General features: G+C 45.6%; 16 protein-coding genes. 6 read left to right on the plus strand and 10 right to left on the minus strand.

What is annotated here, in order from left to right; all coding sequences use genetic code 11:
• Positions 1 to 108 precede the first annotated feature (108 nt).
• Together D1Z90_RS09265 and D1Z90_RS09270 are read left to right on the plus strand one after the other, a co-directional pair.
• Positions 109 to 1,092: a WD40 repeat domain-containing protein gene (locus tag D1Z90_RS09265; RefSeq protein ID WP_119910474.1), complete on the plus strand. Its 984-nt coding sequence runs from the start codon at positions 109 to 111 to the stop codon at positions 1,090 to 1,092.
• Positions 1,093 to 1,097: 5 nt separating this feature from the next.
• A complete protein-coding gene (locus tag D1Z90_RS09270; protein ID WP_119910475.1) occupies positions 1,098 to 1,322 on the plus strand; it encodes a SlyX family protein in 225 nt (74 codons plus the stop codon).
• A gap of 71 nt (positions 1,323 to 1,393) precedes the next feature.
• On the opposite strand, the gene D1Z90_RS09275 is transcribed toward D1Z90_RS09270, so the two are convergent.
• Positions 1,394 to 1,780 (minus strand): RidA family protein, encoded by a 387-nt coding sequence (locus D1Z90_RS09275; protein WP_119910476.1) that lies wholly within the window; start codon positions 1,778 to 1,780, stop codon positions 1,394 to 1,396.
• A gap of 22 nt (positions 1,781 to 1,802) precedes the next feature.
• Positions 1,803 to 3,308, minus strand: a complete 1,506-nt coding sequence (locus tag D1Z90_RS09280) for an N-acyl-D-amino-acid deacylase family protein (protein WP_119910477.1) — start codon at positions 3,306 to 3,308, stop codon at positions 1,803 to 1,805.
• 152 nt (positions 3,309 to 3,460) lie between these two features.
• Here D1Z90_RS09280 and D1Z90_RS09285 point away from each other — a divergent pair, with 152 nt between their 5' ends.
• Positions 3,461 to 4,696 (plus strand): amino acid deaminase, encoded by a 1,236-nt coding sequence (locus D1Z90_RS09285; RefSeq protein WP_119910478.1) that lies wholly within the window; start codon positions 3,461 to 3,463, stop codon positions 4,694 to 4,696.
• 96 nt (positions 4,697 to 4,792) lie between these two features.
• Here the strand turns inward: D1Z90_RS09285 and slyD are convergent, their stop codons facing one another.
• On the minus strand, positions 4,793 to 5,359 hold the full coding sequence (slyD, locus tag D1Z90_RS09290) for a peptidylprolyl isomerase (RefSeq protein ID WP_119910479.1): 567 nt from the start codon (positions 5,357 to 5,359) through the stop codon (positions 4,793 to 4,795).
• 11 nt (positions 5,360 to 5,370) lie between these two features.
• Positions 5,371 to 5,577, minus strand: a complete 207-nt coding sequence (locus tag D1Z90_RS09295) for a YheV family putative zinc ribbon protein (RefSeq protein WP_119910480.1) — start codon at positions 5,575 to 5,577, stop codon at positions 5,371 to 5,373.
• 165 nt (positions 5,578 to 5,742) lie between these two features.
• Between D1Z90_RS09295 and D1Z90_RS09300 the strand changes: the two genes are divergently transcribed.
• Positions 5,743 to 7,668, plus strand: coding sequence for an ABC transporter ATP-binding protein (locus tag D1Z90_RS09300; RefSeq protein WP_119910481.1), 1,926 nt, complete (start codon positions 5,743 to 5,745; stop codon positions 7,666 to 7,668).
• 80 nt (positions 7,669 to 7,748) lie between these two features.
• Here D1Z90_RS09300 and D1Z90_RS09305 read toward each other — a convergent pair whose 3' ends face one another.
• Positions 7,749 to 8,099, minus strand: coding sequence for a hypothetical protein (locus D1Z90_RS09305; RefSeq protein WP_119910482.1), 351 nt, complete (start codon positions 8,097 to 8,099; stop codon positions 7,749 to 7,751).
• Between the two features lie 312 nt (positions 8,100 to 8,411).
• Here D1Z90_RS09305 and D1Z90_RS09310 point away from each other — a divergent pair, with 312 nt between their 5' ends.
• Positions 8,412 to 10,049, plus strand: coding sequence for a mechanosensitive ion channel family protein (locus D1Z90_RS09310; protein WP_119910483.1), 1,638 nt, complete (start codon positions 8,412 to 8,414; stop codon positions 10,047 to 10,049).
• Positions 10,050 to 10,099: 50 nt separating this feature from the next.
• Here D1Z90_RS09310 and D1Z90_RS09315 read toward each other — a convergent pair whose 3' ends face one another.
• From D1Z90_RS09315 to D1Z90_RS09325, 3 genes are all read right to left on the minus strand, one after another.
• A complete protein-coding gene (locus D1Z90_RS09315) occupies positions 10,100 to 11,272 on the minus strand; it encodes a cystathionine beta-lyase (RefSeq protein ID WP_119910484.1) in 1,173 nt (390 codons plus the stop codon).
• A 128-nt stretch (positions 11,273 to 11,400) separates the two neighbouring features.
• Complete coding sequence (locus D1Z90_RS09320; RefSeq protein WP_119910485.1) at positions 11,401 to 12,111, minus strand: DUF3581 domain-containing protein; 711 nt, start codon at positions 12,109 to 12,111, stop codon at positions 11,401 to 11,403.
• A gap of 185 nt (positions 12,112 to 12,296) precedes the next feature.
• Positions 12,297 to 12,833 (minus strand): tRNA-uridine aminocarboxypropyltransferase, encoded by a 537-nt coding sequence (locus tag D1Z90_RS09325; protein ID WP_119910486.1) that lies wholly within the window; start codon positions 12,831 to 12,833, stop codon positions 12,297 to 12,299.
• Positions 12,834 to 12,855: 22 nt separating this feature from the next.
• Between D1Z90_RS09325 and D1Z90_RS09330 the strand changes: the two genes are divergently transcribed.
• The gene (locus tag D1Z90_RS09330) at positions 12,856 to 13,746 is read left to right on the plus strand and encodes a chemotaxis protein (RefSeq protein WP_119910487.1); all 891 of its coding nucleotides are present in this window, start codon (positions 12,856 to 12,858) and stop codon (positions 13,744 to 13,746) included.
• On the opposite strand, the gene D1Z90_RS09335 is transcribed toward D1Z90_RS09330, so the two are convergent.
• On the minus strand, positions 13,735 to 14,439 hold the full coding sequence (locus D1Z90_RS09335) for a tyrosine-protein phosphatase (RefSeq protein WP_119910488.1): 705 nt from the start codon (positions 14,437 to 14,439) through the stop codon (positions 13,735 to 13,737). The genes D1Z90_RS09330 and D1Z90_RS09335 overlap by 12 nt on opposite strands.
• A 172-nt stretch (positions 14,440 to 14,611) precedes the next feature.
• Complete coding sequence (gene galU / locus D1Z90_RS09340) at positions 14,612 to 15,445, minus strand: UTP--glucose-1-phosphate uridylyltransferase GalU (RefSeq protein WP_119910489.1); 834 nt, start codon at positions 15,443 to 15,445, stop codon at positions 14,612 to 14,614.
• Positions 15,446 to 15,462: the final 17 nt, after the last annotated feature.

The following is a 15,462-nucleotide window of genomic DNA, read 5'->3' on the forward strand; positions in this document are numbered from 1 at the left end:
TCTCCAAAAAGTGTATCAATGTACATAATCGATATACAGATAAAGGTTTAGCGTGGAAAATCCATTTATACTAACGCTAACCTATAAACCAACAAGTAGACTACAAAGATGGCTAAAGGTGCAATCTTTTTCTCTTTGATTCAGGCGATATTATTAACCGCATGCAGTGAAGAGCGGTTACCTGTCACACAAATAGAACACGCTACCGACAGCGCTTATGCCGCAGATATTAGCCGCGACGGCCAGTTGAGCGTGGTGTCATCGATTCATCACGGCCTAACGTTGTGGGATAACCAAAAAAACCTCGTTAAATTCCAATGGCGTGTCGGCAGCGAAGAAAACAACGCCGTCTTTATTACCCGTTTTTCCGACAATGGCTCTCACGTAGTAACCGCGAGCCGCGACGAGTTTGCAGTATGGGACACCAATAACGGAGAGTCAAAAGGCTTTTACAAGATACGTCAATCCAACATTCGCGATATCGCCCTGTCTAACTCTGGGCGTTACGTATTATACGGCCTCGCAAATGGCGTAGTGGTGCATGTCGACTTAACAACAGGCCGTAGGCTAGAATTTCTCGGCCACACTGAAAAAATTAATGCCGTAGATCTTTCTGCGAATGGTCATTACGCCTTAACTGGAGGTAATGATTATACCGCCTATTTGTGGGACACCCGTACCGCCCAAGTTGTGCATAAATTTACTCACCCCAGCCGCGTTACTATGGTTGAGCTAGAGCGAACGGGTAAACTTGCATTTACCGCCGACAGCCAAAAACAGGCTAACGTATGGCAAATCCAAACCGGTGAAGCCTTGTCTCGATTGCGCTACTTAGCTCGCCAAGAGGTCTTTAGCAGTGCGCGTTTTGTGGCTGACGGTCAATACTTACTCACCGGCTCACCAGCACGTCAGGTGTTACTGTGGGACGTTGCGACGGGTAAGCAGCTACAAAAATGGCACGTTAGCCCAAGAAAAAACAGCCGACCGAAAAGCGCTGTTGTATACTCTGCCACATTAGTTGACCAACAAGTGATCACTGAAAGCTCCGCCGGACTACTCGAGTACTGGCCAGTAAACAGTCGTATCCCATAGAAGCCATGACAGAAATCAGCGATATTCTTAACCGTCTTGAGTACCTAGAAACGAAAGTAGCTTTTCAAGACGACACCATTGAAGCCTTAAACCAAGAAATAGCCGAACAACAAAATAAAATCGAAACCTTGCGATCACAAATGCAATTTTTGGTTCAAAAAATGAAGGACGGACACGTAGAAAATCAAGTCGCCAGCGAGGCGGAAGAAACCCCTCCGCCACACTATTAATGGCGCATGCAAATAGCAACATAGCCAGAGAACACTGGCTATTTTACCATTTTAGGGTCTAGAGCCTGTGCCTAAGGCGCTTGAAAACAAGTAACGTCTACTTCTACTTTCACATCTACCACTAAATCAGCGACCCAACATACTCGCGCCGGTGGGTGCTCACCAAAAAACTCTTTAAATACTTTATTGAACGATTGAAAGTAACGAGCGTCGGTTAATACCACTTTTACGTGCACCACATCTTTGAGCTCATAGCCTGCGCCTTGCATGATATCGACACAGTTTTGAATCGCCAAACGAGACTGCTCAACAATGCCGCCTTCAACCACCTCACCGTCTGTCATTGGGGTTTGGCCAGATACGTATAAAAAGCCACCCGCTTCTACCGCACTTGAAAATGGCAAGTGTTGGCCACCGGTCCCTGTACCACCTTCTGCGCCGTAACGTTTAATACTCATGCTGCTCTCCTGTTGATATTGATTATTTACGACGTAACATGCGACCAGCTCGCGCGGTTACTTGAGGCGAAATATCTTTGCTGGCTGCTTCTTGATACGTCAATTGCCCATTAACATAAAGGGCTACGATGCCAGAAGCAACCTGCTTTGGCTCAGAAAAGCTGGCTTTATCTATGATGCGATCAGGGTCAAACAAGACTAAGTCGGCAAAATATCCTTCTTTCACTAATCCCCGCTTCTTCAAACCAAACTGCTGAGCAGATAAACCCGTCATTTTGTGTACCGCTTGAGGCAATGAAAACAATGCTAACTCTCGGCAGTAATATCCCAATACTCGTGGAAATGCGCCCCATAACCTTGGGTGCGGGTGAGGATCATTCGGTAAGCCGTCTGAGCCCACCATGGTACGAGGATAAGCCAGTACCCGTTTCACGTCCTCCGGATGTAAACCATGATACACCGCCCCTGCAGGTTGCAAACGCTTTGCTGCATCAAGCAAAGGCAGCTGCCACTGGCTTGCAATCGACGCTAAAGTTTGCCCTGCCATGCTTGGCTCTGATTCAGACCAAGTAATAAAAATTTCAAATTCATCTGTTACCTGGTTTAAGTCCAAAGTGGATGAGCTAGCCGAGTAAGGGTAACAATCACAAGCCGCATGTTGGTGCTGAGCGCGGTGTTCAAACAAAGCTAAGGTTTCGGTGGTGCGCCCCCAATTGCCTGCTCCAGCACATTTCAAATGAGAGATAACCAGAGGCACTTGCCCTTGTTTTGCAGTATCAAACGCTTCGTTCATTGCCGGTATGATTTCATCGAACTCAGTGCGTAAATGGGTAGTATAAATGCCATCATGTTGACGCAAGCAATCCACCAAAGCTTGCACTTCTTCGGCGGGTGCTGCGTTGGCATTGTAATAGGCAAGACCTGAGCTTAACCCTAGAGCGCCTTGCTCCATGGCCTGATGCAATTGTTGCCGCATTTGAATAATTTCATCTTTATATGCTGGGCGCAGTAAATCATTCATAACGTTGTTTCTGAGCGCGGTATGGCCTACTAAGGCCGCAACATTTACCGCCGGTGAATGAGCCTCAACCGCCGCCGCATAATCTGCAAATTCAGGGTAAACAAAGTCCGCTTGCTCTCCCAACAAATTCATCGGATCGGGTGGCGCGCCCGTTAATCTGACGGGAGCAGCGCTGATACCACAGTTTCCCACAATCACTGTAGTTATGCCTTGACTAACCTTTGGCAGCATCTCAGGGTTGCGAATAACATTAGTATCATCATGTGTATGCACGTCAATAAACCCGGGAGCCAATACCAGCCCTTTGCCATCCACTTTTCTGTGCCCCAAATAATGTGGCCGCTCGTTAACCTGAGAGACCTTTTGAATAGCAACAATTTTATCCGCAGTGATGGCAACATGAGCCAGGTAAGCGTCTTGGCCACTGCCATCGACGACCTTAGCGCCCAGTATTAACACGTCACACACGTGCGCTTTTTCTTGTAAGCCTGTTTCCGCTGCTGTCATTTCTTACCCCGTGATTGTTTAAGCCCCGTTGCTCGCCTGTGCTATTGGGTTCACTGCTTAGGTTACCGAATCAACCTAATGGATATAAGGTTTGTAAGTCATATAAATAAAAAATACACTCACTGAATAAACCGATTCACACAGAGTGTCCTATGCAACCTAGCACATCCTCTTTACATAAAGGCATTTCCACATTCGTTCCCGGCCAACAAAATCTGCTGGCGCAAGATATTAGCTTGCCTGCGGCAGTGCTGTATCAATCTCGTATCGATAATAATTTAGCTTGGATGCAAGGTTACGCTAACCAAACACAAGTAAAGCTAGCCCCTCATGGTAAAACCACCATGGCTCCAGGGTTGTTTCAACAACAAATGGCAGCCGGTGCATGGGCGATAACATTAGCCAGCGCCCCTCAAGTGCAAGTGGCTTATCACCACGGCATAAAGCGCGTGATATTAGCAAACGAATTGGTGGGTAAAAGCAATATGCAGATGATTGCAGATTTACTGCAAGACCCTGATTTCGAATTCTATTGTCTTACTGACTCAGCTCAGCATGCAAAATTACTGGCTGATTTTTTCGGCCACGTAAAAACGCCACTAAAAGTATTGCTAGAGATTGGGGTCTCAGGCGGCCGCTGTGGCTGTCGCACTCCTGAGCAAATTCAACAAACCTTAGACGTGATCCACACCAGCGAGTACCTGCAACTCGCCGGGGTAGAGTTTTATGAAGGGGTTATTCATGGCGACAATGAAGTTACACTTATTAAGCAGTTTGTCGCACATATGATTGAGCAAACCCTTACATTACTTGCTGCTAAAGCGTTTGATACTTCTCGCGTCCTATTAACAGGCGCAGGCAGCGCTTGGTATGACCTGGTTGCAGAGAGCTTTCAACAAGCGCGCTTACCTTCACAAATTATTCCAGTGATTCGCCCAGGCTGTTATTTAATCCACGACACAGGCATTTATCAAAGCAGCCAGCAAGCGCTAAAACAGCGCTCTCAAGTGGCTTGTGATATTAAAGGCGACCTTAGCTCAGCCCTTGAAGTGTGGGCTTATGTTCAATCTATTCCAGAGCCTGGTCACGCGATCATCGGCATGGGTAAGCGAGATACAGCATTTGATGCTGGACTTCCAAGTCCAGAACTTTTAGTTAAGCCAGGTGATGGCATAGATAATGTAGTTACTCTCGATTCACAGTGGCAGTTAACGGACATTATGGATCAACATGCATACCTCTCATTCCCTGAGGGTGCAGCGCTTAAGGTAGGCGACATGATAGCCTTTTCGACTTCACATCCGTGCTTAACCTTTGATAAGTGGAAACAACTTGCCGTCATTGACGACGAATATCAGGTCATTGATATGATGCGCACTTACTTTTGATAACAAGCACGACCATAAACTCAAAGTAAGCAAGAACAATAAAAAAGCCCAAGCAGTTTGCTTGGGCTTAACCATTCAATGGCGACGTGCTAAAGATTAGCTATCGCATTTACCGCTGCCGCAGCAACCTGATTTTGGCTCTTCACTGTCACAACCTTCCTCTGCATCATCATGGCTATTCCCATGACCGCAGCCCCCAGCTTTATGCACGTGGCCGTGAGCCAACTCTTCATCGCTCGCGGCACGAATGGACAAGATTTCACCAGAGAAAATCAGCGTTTGGCCTGCCAACGGGTGATTGCCGTCGACCGTTACCGTCTCTTCTTTGACATCGGTAATTTCAACAGGGCGCTGGCCTTGATCTGTTTCAGCAATAAAACGCATGCCAGCATGTACTTCACCTTCTTCTTCAAACAAGGCACGAGGTACTTCTTGTACTAAAGCCTCTTCATGTACACCATAAGCCAACTCAGGTTGGCACGTCACTTCAAATTTATCGCCAACAGACTTACCTTCAAGCTCGGCTTCTAAACCTGGCACCAGAAACATGCTGCCGTGGATATAGTCAAGTGGCGCGCCACCAGCGGTGCTATCTATCTCAACGCCATCAGCGTCAGCAACTGCAAAGTGGATAGATACAACATGTTCATTTGCAACTTTCATAGTTTTTCCAATTAATTATCATCAGGGTTAAAGATGCCTAATACTTGCTCAAACTGACGTGTCGCTCCGCTGATTTCATCAGGAGCCTGGCTTTGCGTATAGCCACATTCGATACAGTTTACTTTCTCTACATTTTGCTCAACAAACACCACTATAGTGTCTAATTTGCGACAAGATGGACAAGTGGCACCAGCAATAAAACGTTTCTTTTTGCTCATACTCTTCCTTATATGAGGGCAATTACACAAGTTTCAAGGCCGCTTGTAGCTGCTCTCTTATTGCTTTAGTCCGCGTTAACATTGTACCTGAAGGCGGCAAGCTTTTCTTCTGTCGTATCACCTGTGCTAGAATCTGCTCTCATTTTTTAGTCAGCAAGCCTGTATATGATCATTGCCAGTGCCATTGAGCTCATTCGCGGCGGTAGACCGCTTTTAGAAAACGCATCCGCCAGTATTAATCCCGGTCAAAAAGTTGCCCTAGTAGGTGCTAATGGCTGTGGAAAGTCGAGTTTCTTCTCGCTCCTCAAACATGAGCTTCAGCCCGACAACGGCGAGCTTAGTTGGCCAAGTCAATGGCAAATTGCGAGCGTAGCTCAGGAAACCCCCGCCTTAGCCATGTCTGCGATTGAATACGTAATGGATGGCGACCGCGAATATCGCCGCCTTGAAACAGAGCTTGCTGCGGCTGAAGCCAGTGGCGACGGTCATAAAATAGCCCTACTGCATGGCCAAATTGAAACCATTGGTGGCTACACCATTAAAGCCCGCGCCGCCGAATTGCTTGCCGGCTTGGGCTTTGGCAATGCTAAACAAAGCCATCAAGTGAGTGACTTTTCAGGTGGTTGGCGAATGCGCTTAAACTTGGCCCAAGCTCTGCTGTGTCGTTCTGATTTGCTGTTACTGGATGAGCCCACCAACCACTTAGATCTTGATGCGGTAATTTGGCTTGGTAAGTGGCTCAACGCTTACGAAGGCACGTTAATACTTATCTCTCACGATCGTGATTTTATCGACGACATCGTAAGCAAGATTATTCACATTGAGCGACATCAAATGTTTGAGTATACCGGTGACTACACCAGCTTTGAGAAGCAACGAGCCGAAAAGCTGATGCAGCAACAAGCGGTTTATGACAAACAGCAAAAAGAAATGGCTCACATGCAAAGCTATATCGATCGCTTTCGCTATAAAGCTTCTAAAGCAAGACAAGCGCAAAGCAGAATTAAAGCCCTCGAGAAAATGGAACTGGCGCTGCCTGCTCATGCCGACAGTCAATTTAGTTTTAACTTTTTTGAGCCCGATGCCCTACCCATGCCGTTACTTACCATGGAGCAAATATGTGCAGGCTATGACGATACGCTGATCCTCGAAAAGATTAAGTTCAACCTAGTGCCAGGCAGCCGTATTGGCTTACTTGGTCGAAACGGCGCAGGTAAATCCACGCTCATTAAATTGCTTGCCGGCGAACTCAAAGCCCAAGGCGGCGATTTTGAAATAAACCCAAACGCAATAGTAGGCTACTTCGCGCAGCACCAACTTGAGTTTTTGCGCCTTGATGATACGCCGTTGCAACATTTAAAACGTTTGGCAAGCGATCAATCTGAGTTGGACCTGAGAAACTATTTGGGCCGATTTGGTTTCCAAGGTGACAAAGCGCTAGAAGCAGTGAGGCCATTTTCAGGCGGTGAAAAAGCCCGCTTGGTACTGGCGTTAATCGTCTGGCAAAAGCCGAATTTATTATTACTGGACGAACCAACTAACCACCTCGATTTAGAAATGCGTCACGCCCTCACGGTTGCGCTGCAAGGCTTTAATGGCGCTATGGTTGTGGTATCCCATGATCGTCATTTATTACGCACCACCACCGACGAACTTTACTTGGTGCACGACCGCAAAGTCGAGCCTTTTGACGGCGATTTACACGATTACCATAAATGGCTGGGTGAGCAACAAAAACTCGAGAAGCAACAAGCAAGTAGCGGTGGAGAAAAAGGCAGTAATAGCGCAGCTAATCGTAAAGAGCAAAAACGCTTAGAAGCAGAGCTTCGCAAACAAACTCAGCCTTACCGTAAGCAAATGCAGCAAGCGGAACAGCAAATGGACAAGCTGACTGCTACTTTAGCTGATGTAGAAGCAGAGCTCAGTGATAGCAGCATTTATGAAGCAGACAATAAAGCGCAGCTCAATCAAGCTCTTGACCTGCAGCGCAGCTGTAAAGCGGAGTTAGAAGAAGTTGAAATGCAATGGCTTGACGCCCAAGAGCAAATTGAGGAGCTTGAGGCTAAACAAAGCTTATCGTCAGGCCTTTAGCAAGCCTTGCCGGAGTCATCAAACAGCCGTTAAGTATACGGCTGTTTTTTGACGCTTTAACCACCATGGTAAGATAGAGATTAATAGCCTTTTCGTGCCATGCAGCTATTGACGTTATGGTAAGCCCTGTCATCCGCTTTACGAATCGCGCCACCCACCGCACCTACCGCAGCCAAGCGACGGGCTTTCTTTTTCCCGCCCACTAAACGGCCTAATACCGCACCACGTGTGGCCCCTCTCACAACCTGACCATTATGGCGATTTTTGCGGGCCTTGCGTTCACACTTATGCAGCGCTTGGTGATAATTGTCCTGGTAATGTCCAGAATGATGAGCGTTGTTATAGCCATGATTATCATGGTGGGCTAATGCAGCAACAGGCGTAATAAGCAATACCAATAAAGTGGAAGTCAGGAAATTTTTCAACGTCATATTCGCTCCTAAGCATAAAACATCTGAGTTTCTTAACTCAATCAAGTTTCGATTTAGGATCAGTTTAGGTCGTGTTGACTTTAATTAGTTACCATATTACGCCAGAGTGAGTTATTCATTAATTCTGGAAAAAAGCGTTTGTTCTTTAGTATTTAGCGCCCTATTATTAGCCGCGATAAACGTGACCATAATCACACTGCAATATATACCTGCGCCAAAATTGTTTTATAGTTAACAGTGGCGACACAAAGACTCAACTTCTTGGCCTTGCTTACTTCAAGCAACGGCTTGTTACAAAACAGGAATCCACGCATGAAAAGCGTTATTAAAATGCCTTTTTTACTCATACTGCTACTGTTCACCAGCTTAAGCTTTGCTTCTGAGTTAAGTGATCAATTGCAAGACATAGAACAAGACCAACAAGACGTTACCGCTGAGCAGGTAAAGCTAGAAGCGGTGAAAGGTGAAGAGCGATTATTCATGGAAGACGTGGTGCAACGTCAAAATGAAGACGTGCGCATCATTCTAAACGAAGTGGTCGAAAAATTTGGCGAACAACACGCAGCTGAAATAACGCCGCATATTTTTGCTCAAATTACTTACCTCAGACAATCTATCAAGTTAAGCCAAGAAGAACTTCGCACCCTGGTTTCGGAGAATAAAAATGCGAAACCATCAGAACGGGCTGAACTCAATACTTTGCAGCAAAAGCAACTTGATATTCTAGATGAACACTACGTGGCGTTAGCCGAAACGTTAGAGTGGGCCGTGCGCCTAAAAATCGATGTCAAACAAGAAGTTCGCTTGCTTAAAAAAGAAATCAGAAACCGAGCCGAAATGCTCTCTAACATGATTCATTTTTTAACCGAACGTCAATCTGACTTAAAGCGCCGACTCAATACAGCAGCTGACGATGACAAGGCGGTTCTTACTCAGGAACTACAAAAAGCCACCGACCAAGCCAATGCACTGGTAGGCAACCTAGAGAAAACCGTGCAGCTAATGGATCGTTATAAACAAAGCACATCCGATTATAAACAGCTTATCTTTAGCATTACCGGCGACATTACTACCGACGTATTCGACCTCAAAGTCGTCACAGGATTAGCCGGTAAATGGTTAGAAAGCTTCCAAGATTGGGCGCTCGCCAATACGCCAACACTATTGATGCGCCTATTATTGTTTGCGGTGATCATGTTTATCACTCGTAGCATCGCTCGCTTGGTTAGAAAAGCAGTGCAGCGTAGCGTAACCCACTCAACCATGAAATTTAGCGTGCTGATGCAAGAGTTCTTTATCGGCTTATCCGGTAAAGTTGTTTTTGTCCTAGGTTTAATGGTCGGAGTGTCTCAGCTAGGGGTAGAGTTAGGTCCACTATTAGCCGGTTTTGGTGTCGCAGGTGTGGTTGTCGGTTTAGCCTTACAAGATACATTATCTAACTTTGCATCTGGTGTGATGATTTTGATTTACCGTCCATTTGACGTGGACGACTTTGTCGATGTTGCGGGCGGCGTTCGCGGTAAAGTCAGCCACATGAGCTTGGTTTCCACCACGATTAAAACCATTGACCACCAGCGTTTAATCATTCCAAACAATAAAATTTGGGGTGACACTATCAATAATATCTCGGCTGAAAACTACCGCCGTGTAGATATGTTATTTGGCATTGGCTACGGCGATGATATTCGTAAAGCTGAGAAAGTACTGGCGGAAATCTTAGAAGCACACCCAGCAGTGATGAAAGAAGAAGGTCATGAATATATGATCAAAGTGCATGCCTTAGGTGAGTCATCGGTAGACTTTGCTGTTCGCCCGTGGGTGAGAAATGAAGACTACTGGGACGTGTATTGGGACGTTACTCGTGAAGTAAAACTGCGCTTTGACGAGGAGAATATTTCTATTCCGTTCCCACAGCGCGACGTGCACATTTATCAGCACGAAAATACATAACCTTACCATTGAAATATCGATGCCAACGATTTGGCATCGATATTAATGGACTACAAACAGCTATTAAATCGCGCAAAACCTTGCTCTAAATCGGCGATTAAATCATCGACATCTTCTAAGCCTATGTGAACCCGCATTAATGGCCCAGCCGCTTGCCATTCGGTGGCTGTTCTTAAACTTTTCACGCCATTAACCGCTAGAATCAAGCTTTCATAACCGCCCCAAGAGTAACCCATTTTAAAGTGTTCCATGCCATCTAATAAAGCCGTTAACGCCGCTTGATTACCACGGTTTAGAACGAATGAGAAAAGGCCGTTACTGCCAGTAAAATCACGCTCAAAAAACGCATGGCCAGGGCAACTTGTAAATGCTGGGTGGCGAACATGATCCACTTCTTCACGTTGCTCAAGCCAACGTGCTACTTTCAATGCACTGTCTTGATGCTGACGCATTCTTACACCTATGGTTCTCAAACCACGTAGCGCGTTGTAGATATCATCAGGCGAAGTACATTGCCCCATAAGGTAACTGTTTTCGCGTAACTGCTCCCAATGCTGTTCGTTGGCCGTTGCCGTGCCTAACATTACGTCTGAGTGACCCACTATATACTTAGTGGCTGCTTGGATAGAGATATCAACGCCATGTGCGAACGGGTCAAAGTTAATCGGTGACGCCCAAGTGTTATCGAGCATGACCACGATGTCGTGTTGGTGAGCAATCTGAGCCAAAGTCGGTACATCTTGTACCTCCATGGTGAGTGAACCCGGAGATTCAAGAAACAACACACGCGTATTGTCTTGAATAAGGTCTTGAATGCCTTCGCCTATCATAGGATCATAATAGGTTGTCTCAACGCCTAAATTCTTTAGCAATTTGTTACAAAAATCACGGGTTGGCTCATAGGCGGTATCAACCATCAATAAATGATCGCCCGCTTTCACAAAAGATAAAATAGCGTTACTAATAGCGGCCGTTCCTGAAGGGTATAAGGCACAACCGGCACCGCCCTCTAACGCCACCATCGCATCTTGAAAAGCAAAGCTGGTATCTGTGCCACGGCGACCATAAAACATAACCTGGTTAGCCCGGTTGCGAGTCGCGTGTTTCATTTCAGCGACGCTATCGAATACGACCGTTGAGGCTCTGACCACAGGCGGATTAACCACGCCTTTTGTCCATTTTTTACTGCGACCTGCCGAGACAATCGTTGTGTCTTTTTTCATTCAGCTTGCTCCCTCTAAAATTTATTTTATTTTCGCACTTTTTCCTGTTTAAGCCAAAGCTTGCCCGCGTTAGGCACAAAAAAACCCAGCTAAGCTGGGTTTTATCAGGCAGTAAAAGCTGGCCTTAGTTATGATTTGTCGTAAGCGTCTCGGCTCGCAAGGTATTGCTCACAAAATGCGTCGATAGCCACTTTATCAAATTCTCTTAAGCCACTAAGCACCATTTTCTTCGAGCCTGTACCGACAAGTTCCCCATCGGCTTTTACATCAAAGATAAGGTACGCGATGCCGCGTTTGCCATTCACTTCCAAGCGGCTTTCGGCCAACTCTAAAGTAGGCGCTGAGAAATCAACTCGACTTAAGCTAAACTCCATGCTCTCATAAATAACCAATGGACGCTCAGGGTTCAGCATCACGTTATGCTCTGCCATCAAAGGCACGAGAATATGAGGAAAGTTATGTCCAGAGAACTCGACATAGTTTTTCGCCATCGTTTCGATCAGCTCTGCGTCGTGGTTAACTTCCCCTTCACGGGCCACGCTAAGGTACACTTTTTCTTTATCGTCCGTAACATCGAACTGGCAGTCATCAGTATCAGGGAAGTTCAGCAATACGTCTTTGCCCACCATACCGGCAAAGGTAAACGCCATTTTCTTGCTTAAACCATACTTCGCCAACACCATAGAAAATAATAAATCGCCCGGCACACAAAATCGCTTGTTATCAGGATCGTGCAGTGGGTTAAAGTCTCCAGCTACAGCTTTGGCGAAATGACTGGCTTGAGCAGGTGTGATTAACACTTGGTTATTCTGCTCGCTAAAAAATGGACTTAAAAACATCGAAATGAAGCTGCCTTGTAGATAAAAAAGGGTCGAGACGGTTAGACCGTAACAACAAGAGCGGTTTTATACCAATTATCCGCCTCGCTGTTAAGCAAAAAAGTGTAAATCTCCTACTCAACAAGGTAATTATGGTCGATTTCGTCAAGTTGAAAAAGCCACATTTAGATTATGCTTATACTGATTTATAAGCACTGGCGCATAAATGCATGGTAGTTACACTCAAGTTGCTCCGCTTGTTGGTGATAACCTTGCTGACTAAGCAAATTTACAGCTACTTCTGCGGTACTTAAACCGCCTTCGATTTGGTTTGCCCGCAGAATAAAAGTGGACGGTTTAGCGCACACTGAAACTTTAGGTAAAATGTGTAAACAAGGTGATTGCCGGTATATTTTTTTGGCTTCTTGCCAGGTGCTATCTATGATCAAGAAATGTTGAAAGCCCTTCACTTCATCTTGGCTGCTACTTGCTTGGTCGCCAGGCATTAACAGCGCCATTGAGGTATTTAACGCTTTTGGCAAAACGTTACGCTGGCGTGACCAAATATATCGCTGGCAGTGTTCAGGCCATAGCGCTTCAATCACTTGCCCGGTATTACTGCGACGGTGGACTTCTTTTGGGTGCGACAATAAATGAAAATGTAACATAGCAAACCCAACTACAACGTGGTGACAATAAGTGAAAAGCGTTAAGATATCAGTTATAGCATGCCATACCAGCATTGATTTGTGAGGAAGTAGATAGATGCAGCAAAACCAATCTCAAGGATTACTCACGTTTCAGCTTTCTAGCCAGCAAACATTTGCTATAGGCACCTTGAAGGTACAAGAAATTATCCCCTACAAACCCTATAGGCCAATTCCGAATGCCCATCCATATGTATTAGGCGCAGCTGATTTTCGTGGTAAGACGATCGCCGTGATAGACATGCCTGCTGCGGTAGGTTTTCGTCCTATTGCCAGTGAAGAAATGGCTAATTGCGTGATCATAGTGACCGATTGTAGCCGCCAATTAGTTGGCTTCTTAGTCCGAGGCATAGATAAAATTAGCCCCTGTGATTGGAAAAAGATTGTACCGCCCCCCAGTCATTTAGGTAAAGGCACCTATATGACTGGCGTTACTCACATTGAGGACAGCCTCGTTCAACTGCTAGACGTTGAGCTTTTGCTTGATCAAATTTACCCTAATGAAGCCAACACTGAGCTGCCTCATGTCAGTCCAGATGTGCTTGCCCGCTTAGTCGAGCAGCACATTTTATTGGTGGACGATTCAGCGGTTGCCAGACGCCAATTAATGACGGCATTGGATGACTTGGGTTTAAGCTATCAAGTTAAGCACAATGGCCACGACGCGTTTGATTATATGAAGCAAAGCCAGGCCGAAGGCCAAGCCGTAACTATTTTGGTCAGCGATATCGAGATGCCCGGATTAGATGGCTATGAGCTGACCTTTGAAGTGCGCAGTGCTCCGGCCATCGCCGACGCATACATCATTTTACATACGTCGTTGTCGAGCGAAATAAGCGTCGACCGGGCTAAGCAAGTAGGGGCCGACGAAGCGCTGACCAAATTCGATGCGATAGAGCTTGTGCAAGCAATCAGCCGAGGCTGCCAAGGAAGGCCATCAGAAACCTAAAATAGCAGCGGGAGTGTCAACCACTAACGCCTTCGCTTTGACCTCTCCAATTAACTCGCATGCCCTGTTTTTAGCCGCTGCAAGCTTTGGAGGGCGATTAGTCAAGTTATGAGCGTCGCTGGCCATCACATCAACCAATCCTTGTTGCAGCAACTCTTCTGCCCTTTGTAAACTGATCTCGCCAAACTGCCCCAGTAAGGCTCCCGCGGTAATTTGCATTAAGCAGCCCTGTTTAATAAACGGTTGCAGTTTACTAGGCTGTTCCCATACCGCTCGATTACGTTCCGGGTGGGCAATCATAGGTAACACCCCTTGAGCTAATAACCAGGCCGTTAAGTTATCACTCCCAGGTGGAATATGGCTATGAGGAAATTCAAGCAGTAAAACGTCTTTATTACGGTAACGACCTAAAAAAGGCAATTTTTCCTGTTTTACCCACTGCATAATTTGAGGATCTAAACGGACCTCAGCAGCAAAAGAACAGGAGTAATCACTTGCATGTTCTAGTAAAGAGTTAAAAGACTGAGTAATTATCGCCTTATCATTATCAAACCTTCCGGCTTCTATATGAGGAGTAAACACGCAGTGGGAAATACCATCATCCTTAGCAGCTTGAAGCATAAGCACACTAGTAAGGTATGAGGGCGGGCCATCATCTATACCTGGAAGTATATGGCAATGTAAATCTATCAATGAGTGTTCCTTGCCCGAATAGGTTTAAAACCAAGGTTTCTTTATGCCTGTAAATGAAAGGACGATGTTAGCACAAGAGTTATTTACAGGGGCAAAAAGCTAGTTCAACCTCGCTCTCTAATTAAAAAAGAGGCTTAAAAGCCTCTTTTTTAACTGTGGTTAATCAAACAGTTTAACCTTTATAGAACTTCTCATAACAGTAGTTTGTCGCCTCGATGAAACCAGGTACGCTACCACAGTCAAATCGACGCCCTTTAAATTTATATGCTAACACACAGCCTGACTTCGCTTGCTTCAACAAGGCATCTGTAATTTGGATTTCGCCACCTTTACCTGGTTCTTGCGTTTCCAAGATATCAAAAATGTCAGGGGTTAGAATATAACGGCCAATGATCGCCATGTTACTTGGCGCGGTTCCAGGCTCAGGCTTTTCCACCATATCATCAACACGAAATAAATCATCTTTGATCATCTCACCGGCTATCACACCATACTTGTGTGTTTCGTCAGCAGGGACTTCTTCAACCGCAACAATGCTACAACGGAATTGCTTATACAAAGCAACCATTTGAGCAAGTACGCCTTCATCAGGGTTGATGCATAAATCATCGGCTAGCACTACAGCAAAAGGCTCATCCCCAACCAACTCTTTACCGGTTAAGATAGCGTGACCAAGACCTTTCATTTCTCTCTGGCGGATAAAAGTAAACTTAGCAGTATCGATGATATTACGAATATCAATCAACATGTCTTCTTTTGCTGTGCCACTAATTTGATGCTCTAACTCATAGTTAGAATCAAAATGATCAGATAAAGAATGCTTGCCGCGACCAGTAACAATACACATGCCATCAATGCCAGCGGCAATGGCTTCATCCACACCGTATTCAATCAAAGGCTTATTCACAATAGGCATCATTTCCTTTGGCATAGACTTGGTTGCAGGAAGGAAACGAGTTCCATATCCTGCAGCAGGAAATAAACATTTTTTGATTGTTGCGTTCATATTTTAATCTCTTAATT

The sequence above is a fragment of the Motilimonas pumila genome, assembly GCF_003596335.1.
Classification (GTDB): Bacteria; Pseudomonadota; Gammaproteobacteria; order Enterobacterales; family CBDFNC01; genus Motilimonas; species Motilimonas pumila.

What these genes read in the sequence shown, in the direction of transcription:
- D1Z90_RS09315 (WP_119910484.1), bottom strand. Translation starts at nt 11,272, where the DNA reads ATGAAAAAAGACACAACGATTGTCTCGGCAGGTCGCAGTAAAAAATGG.
- D1Z90_RS09320 (WP_119910485.1), bottom strand. Translation starts at nt 12,111, where the DNA reads ATGTTTTTAAGTCCATTTTTTAGCGAGCAGAATAACCAAGTGTTAATC.
- D1Z90_RS09330 (WP_119910487.1), top strand. Translation starts at nt 12,856, where the DNA reads ATGCAGCAAAACCAATCTCAAGGATTACTCACGTTTCAGCTTTCTAGC.
- D1Z90_RS09295 (WP_119910480.1), bottom strand. Translation starts at nt 5,577, where the DNA reads ATGAGCAAAAAGAAACGTTTTATTGCTGGTGCCACTTGTCCATCTTGT.
- D1Z90_RS09270 (WP_119910475.1), top strand. Translation starts at nt 1,098, where the DNA reads ATGACAGAAATCAGCGATATTCTTAACCGTCTTGAGTACCTAGAAACG.
- D1Z90_RS09275 (WP_119910476.1), bottom strand. Translation starts at nt 1,780, where the DNA reads ATGAGTATTAAACGTTACGGCGCAGAAGGTGGTACAGGGACCGGTGGC.
- D1Z90_RS09285 (WP_119910478.1), top strand. Translation starts at nt 3,461, where the DNA reads ATGCAACCTAGCACATCCTCTTTACATAAAGGCATTTCCACATTCGTT.
- D1Z90_RS09265 (WP_119910474.1), top strand. Translation starts at nt 109, where the DNA reads ATGGCTAAAGGTGCAATCTTTTTCTCTTTGATTCAGGCGATATTATTA.
- D1Z90_RS09280 (WP_119910477.1), bottom strand. Translation starts at nt 3,308, where the DNA reads ATGACAGCAGCGGAAACAGGCTTACAAGAAAAAGCGCACGTGTGTGAC.
- D1Z90_RS09305 (WP_119910482.1), bottom strand. Translation starts at nt 8,099, where the DNA reads ATGACGTTGAAAAATTTCCTGACTTCCACTTTATTGGTATTGCTTATT.
- slyD (WP_119910479.1), bottom strand. Translation starts at nt 5,359, where the DNA reads ATGAAAGTTGCAAATGAACATGTTGTATCTATCCACTTTGCAGTTGCT.
- D1Z90_RS09325 (WP_119910486.1), bottom strand. Translation starts at nt 12,833, where the DNA reads ATGCTGGTATGGCATGCTATAACTGATATCTTAACGCTTTTCACTTAT.
- galU (WP_119910489.1), bottom strand. Translation starts at nt 15,445, where the DNA reads ATGAACGCAACAATCAAAAAATGTTTATTTCCTGCTGCAGGATATGGA.
- D1Z90_RS09300 (WP_119910481.1), top strand. Translation starts at nt 5,743, where the DNA reads ATGATCATTGCCAGTGCCATTGAGCTCATTCGCGGCGGTAGACCGCTT.
- D1Z90_RS09310 (WP_119910483.1), top strand. Translation starts at nt 8,412, where the DNA reads ATGAAAAGCGTTATTAAAATGCCTTTTTTACTCATACTGCTACTGTTC.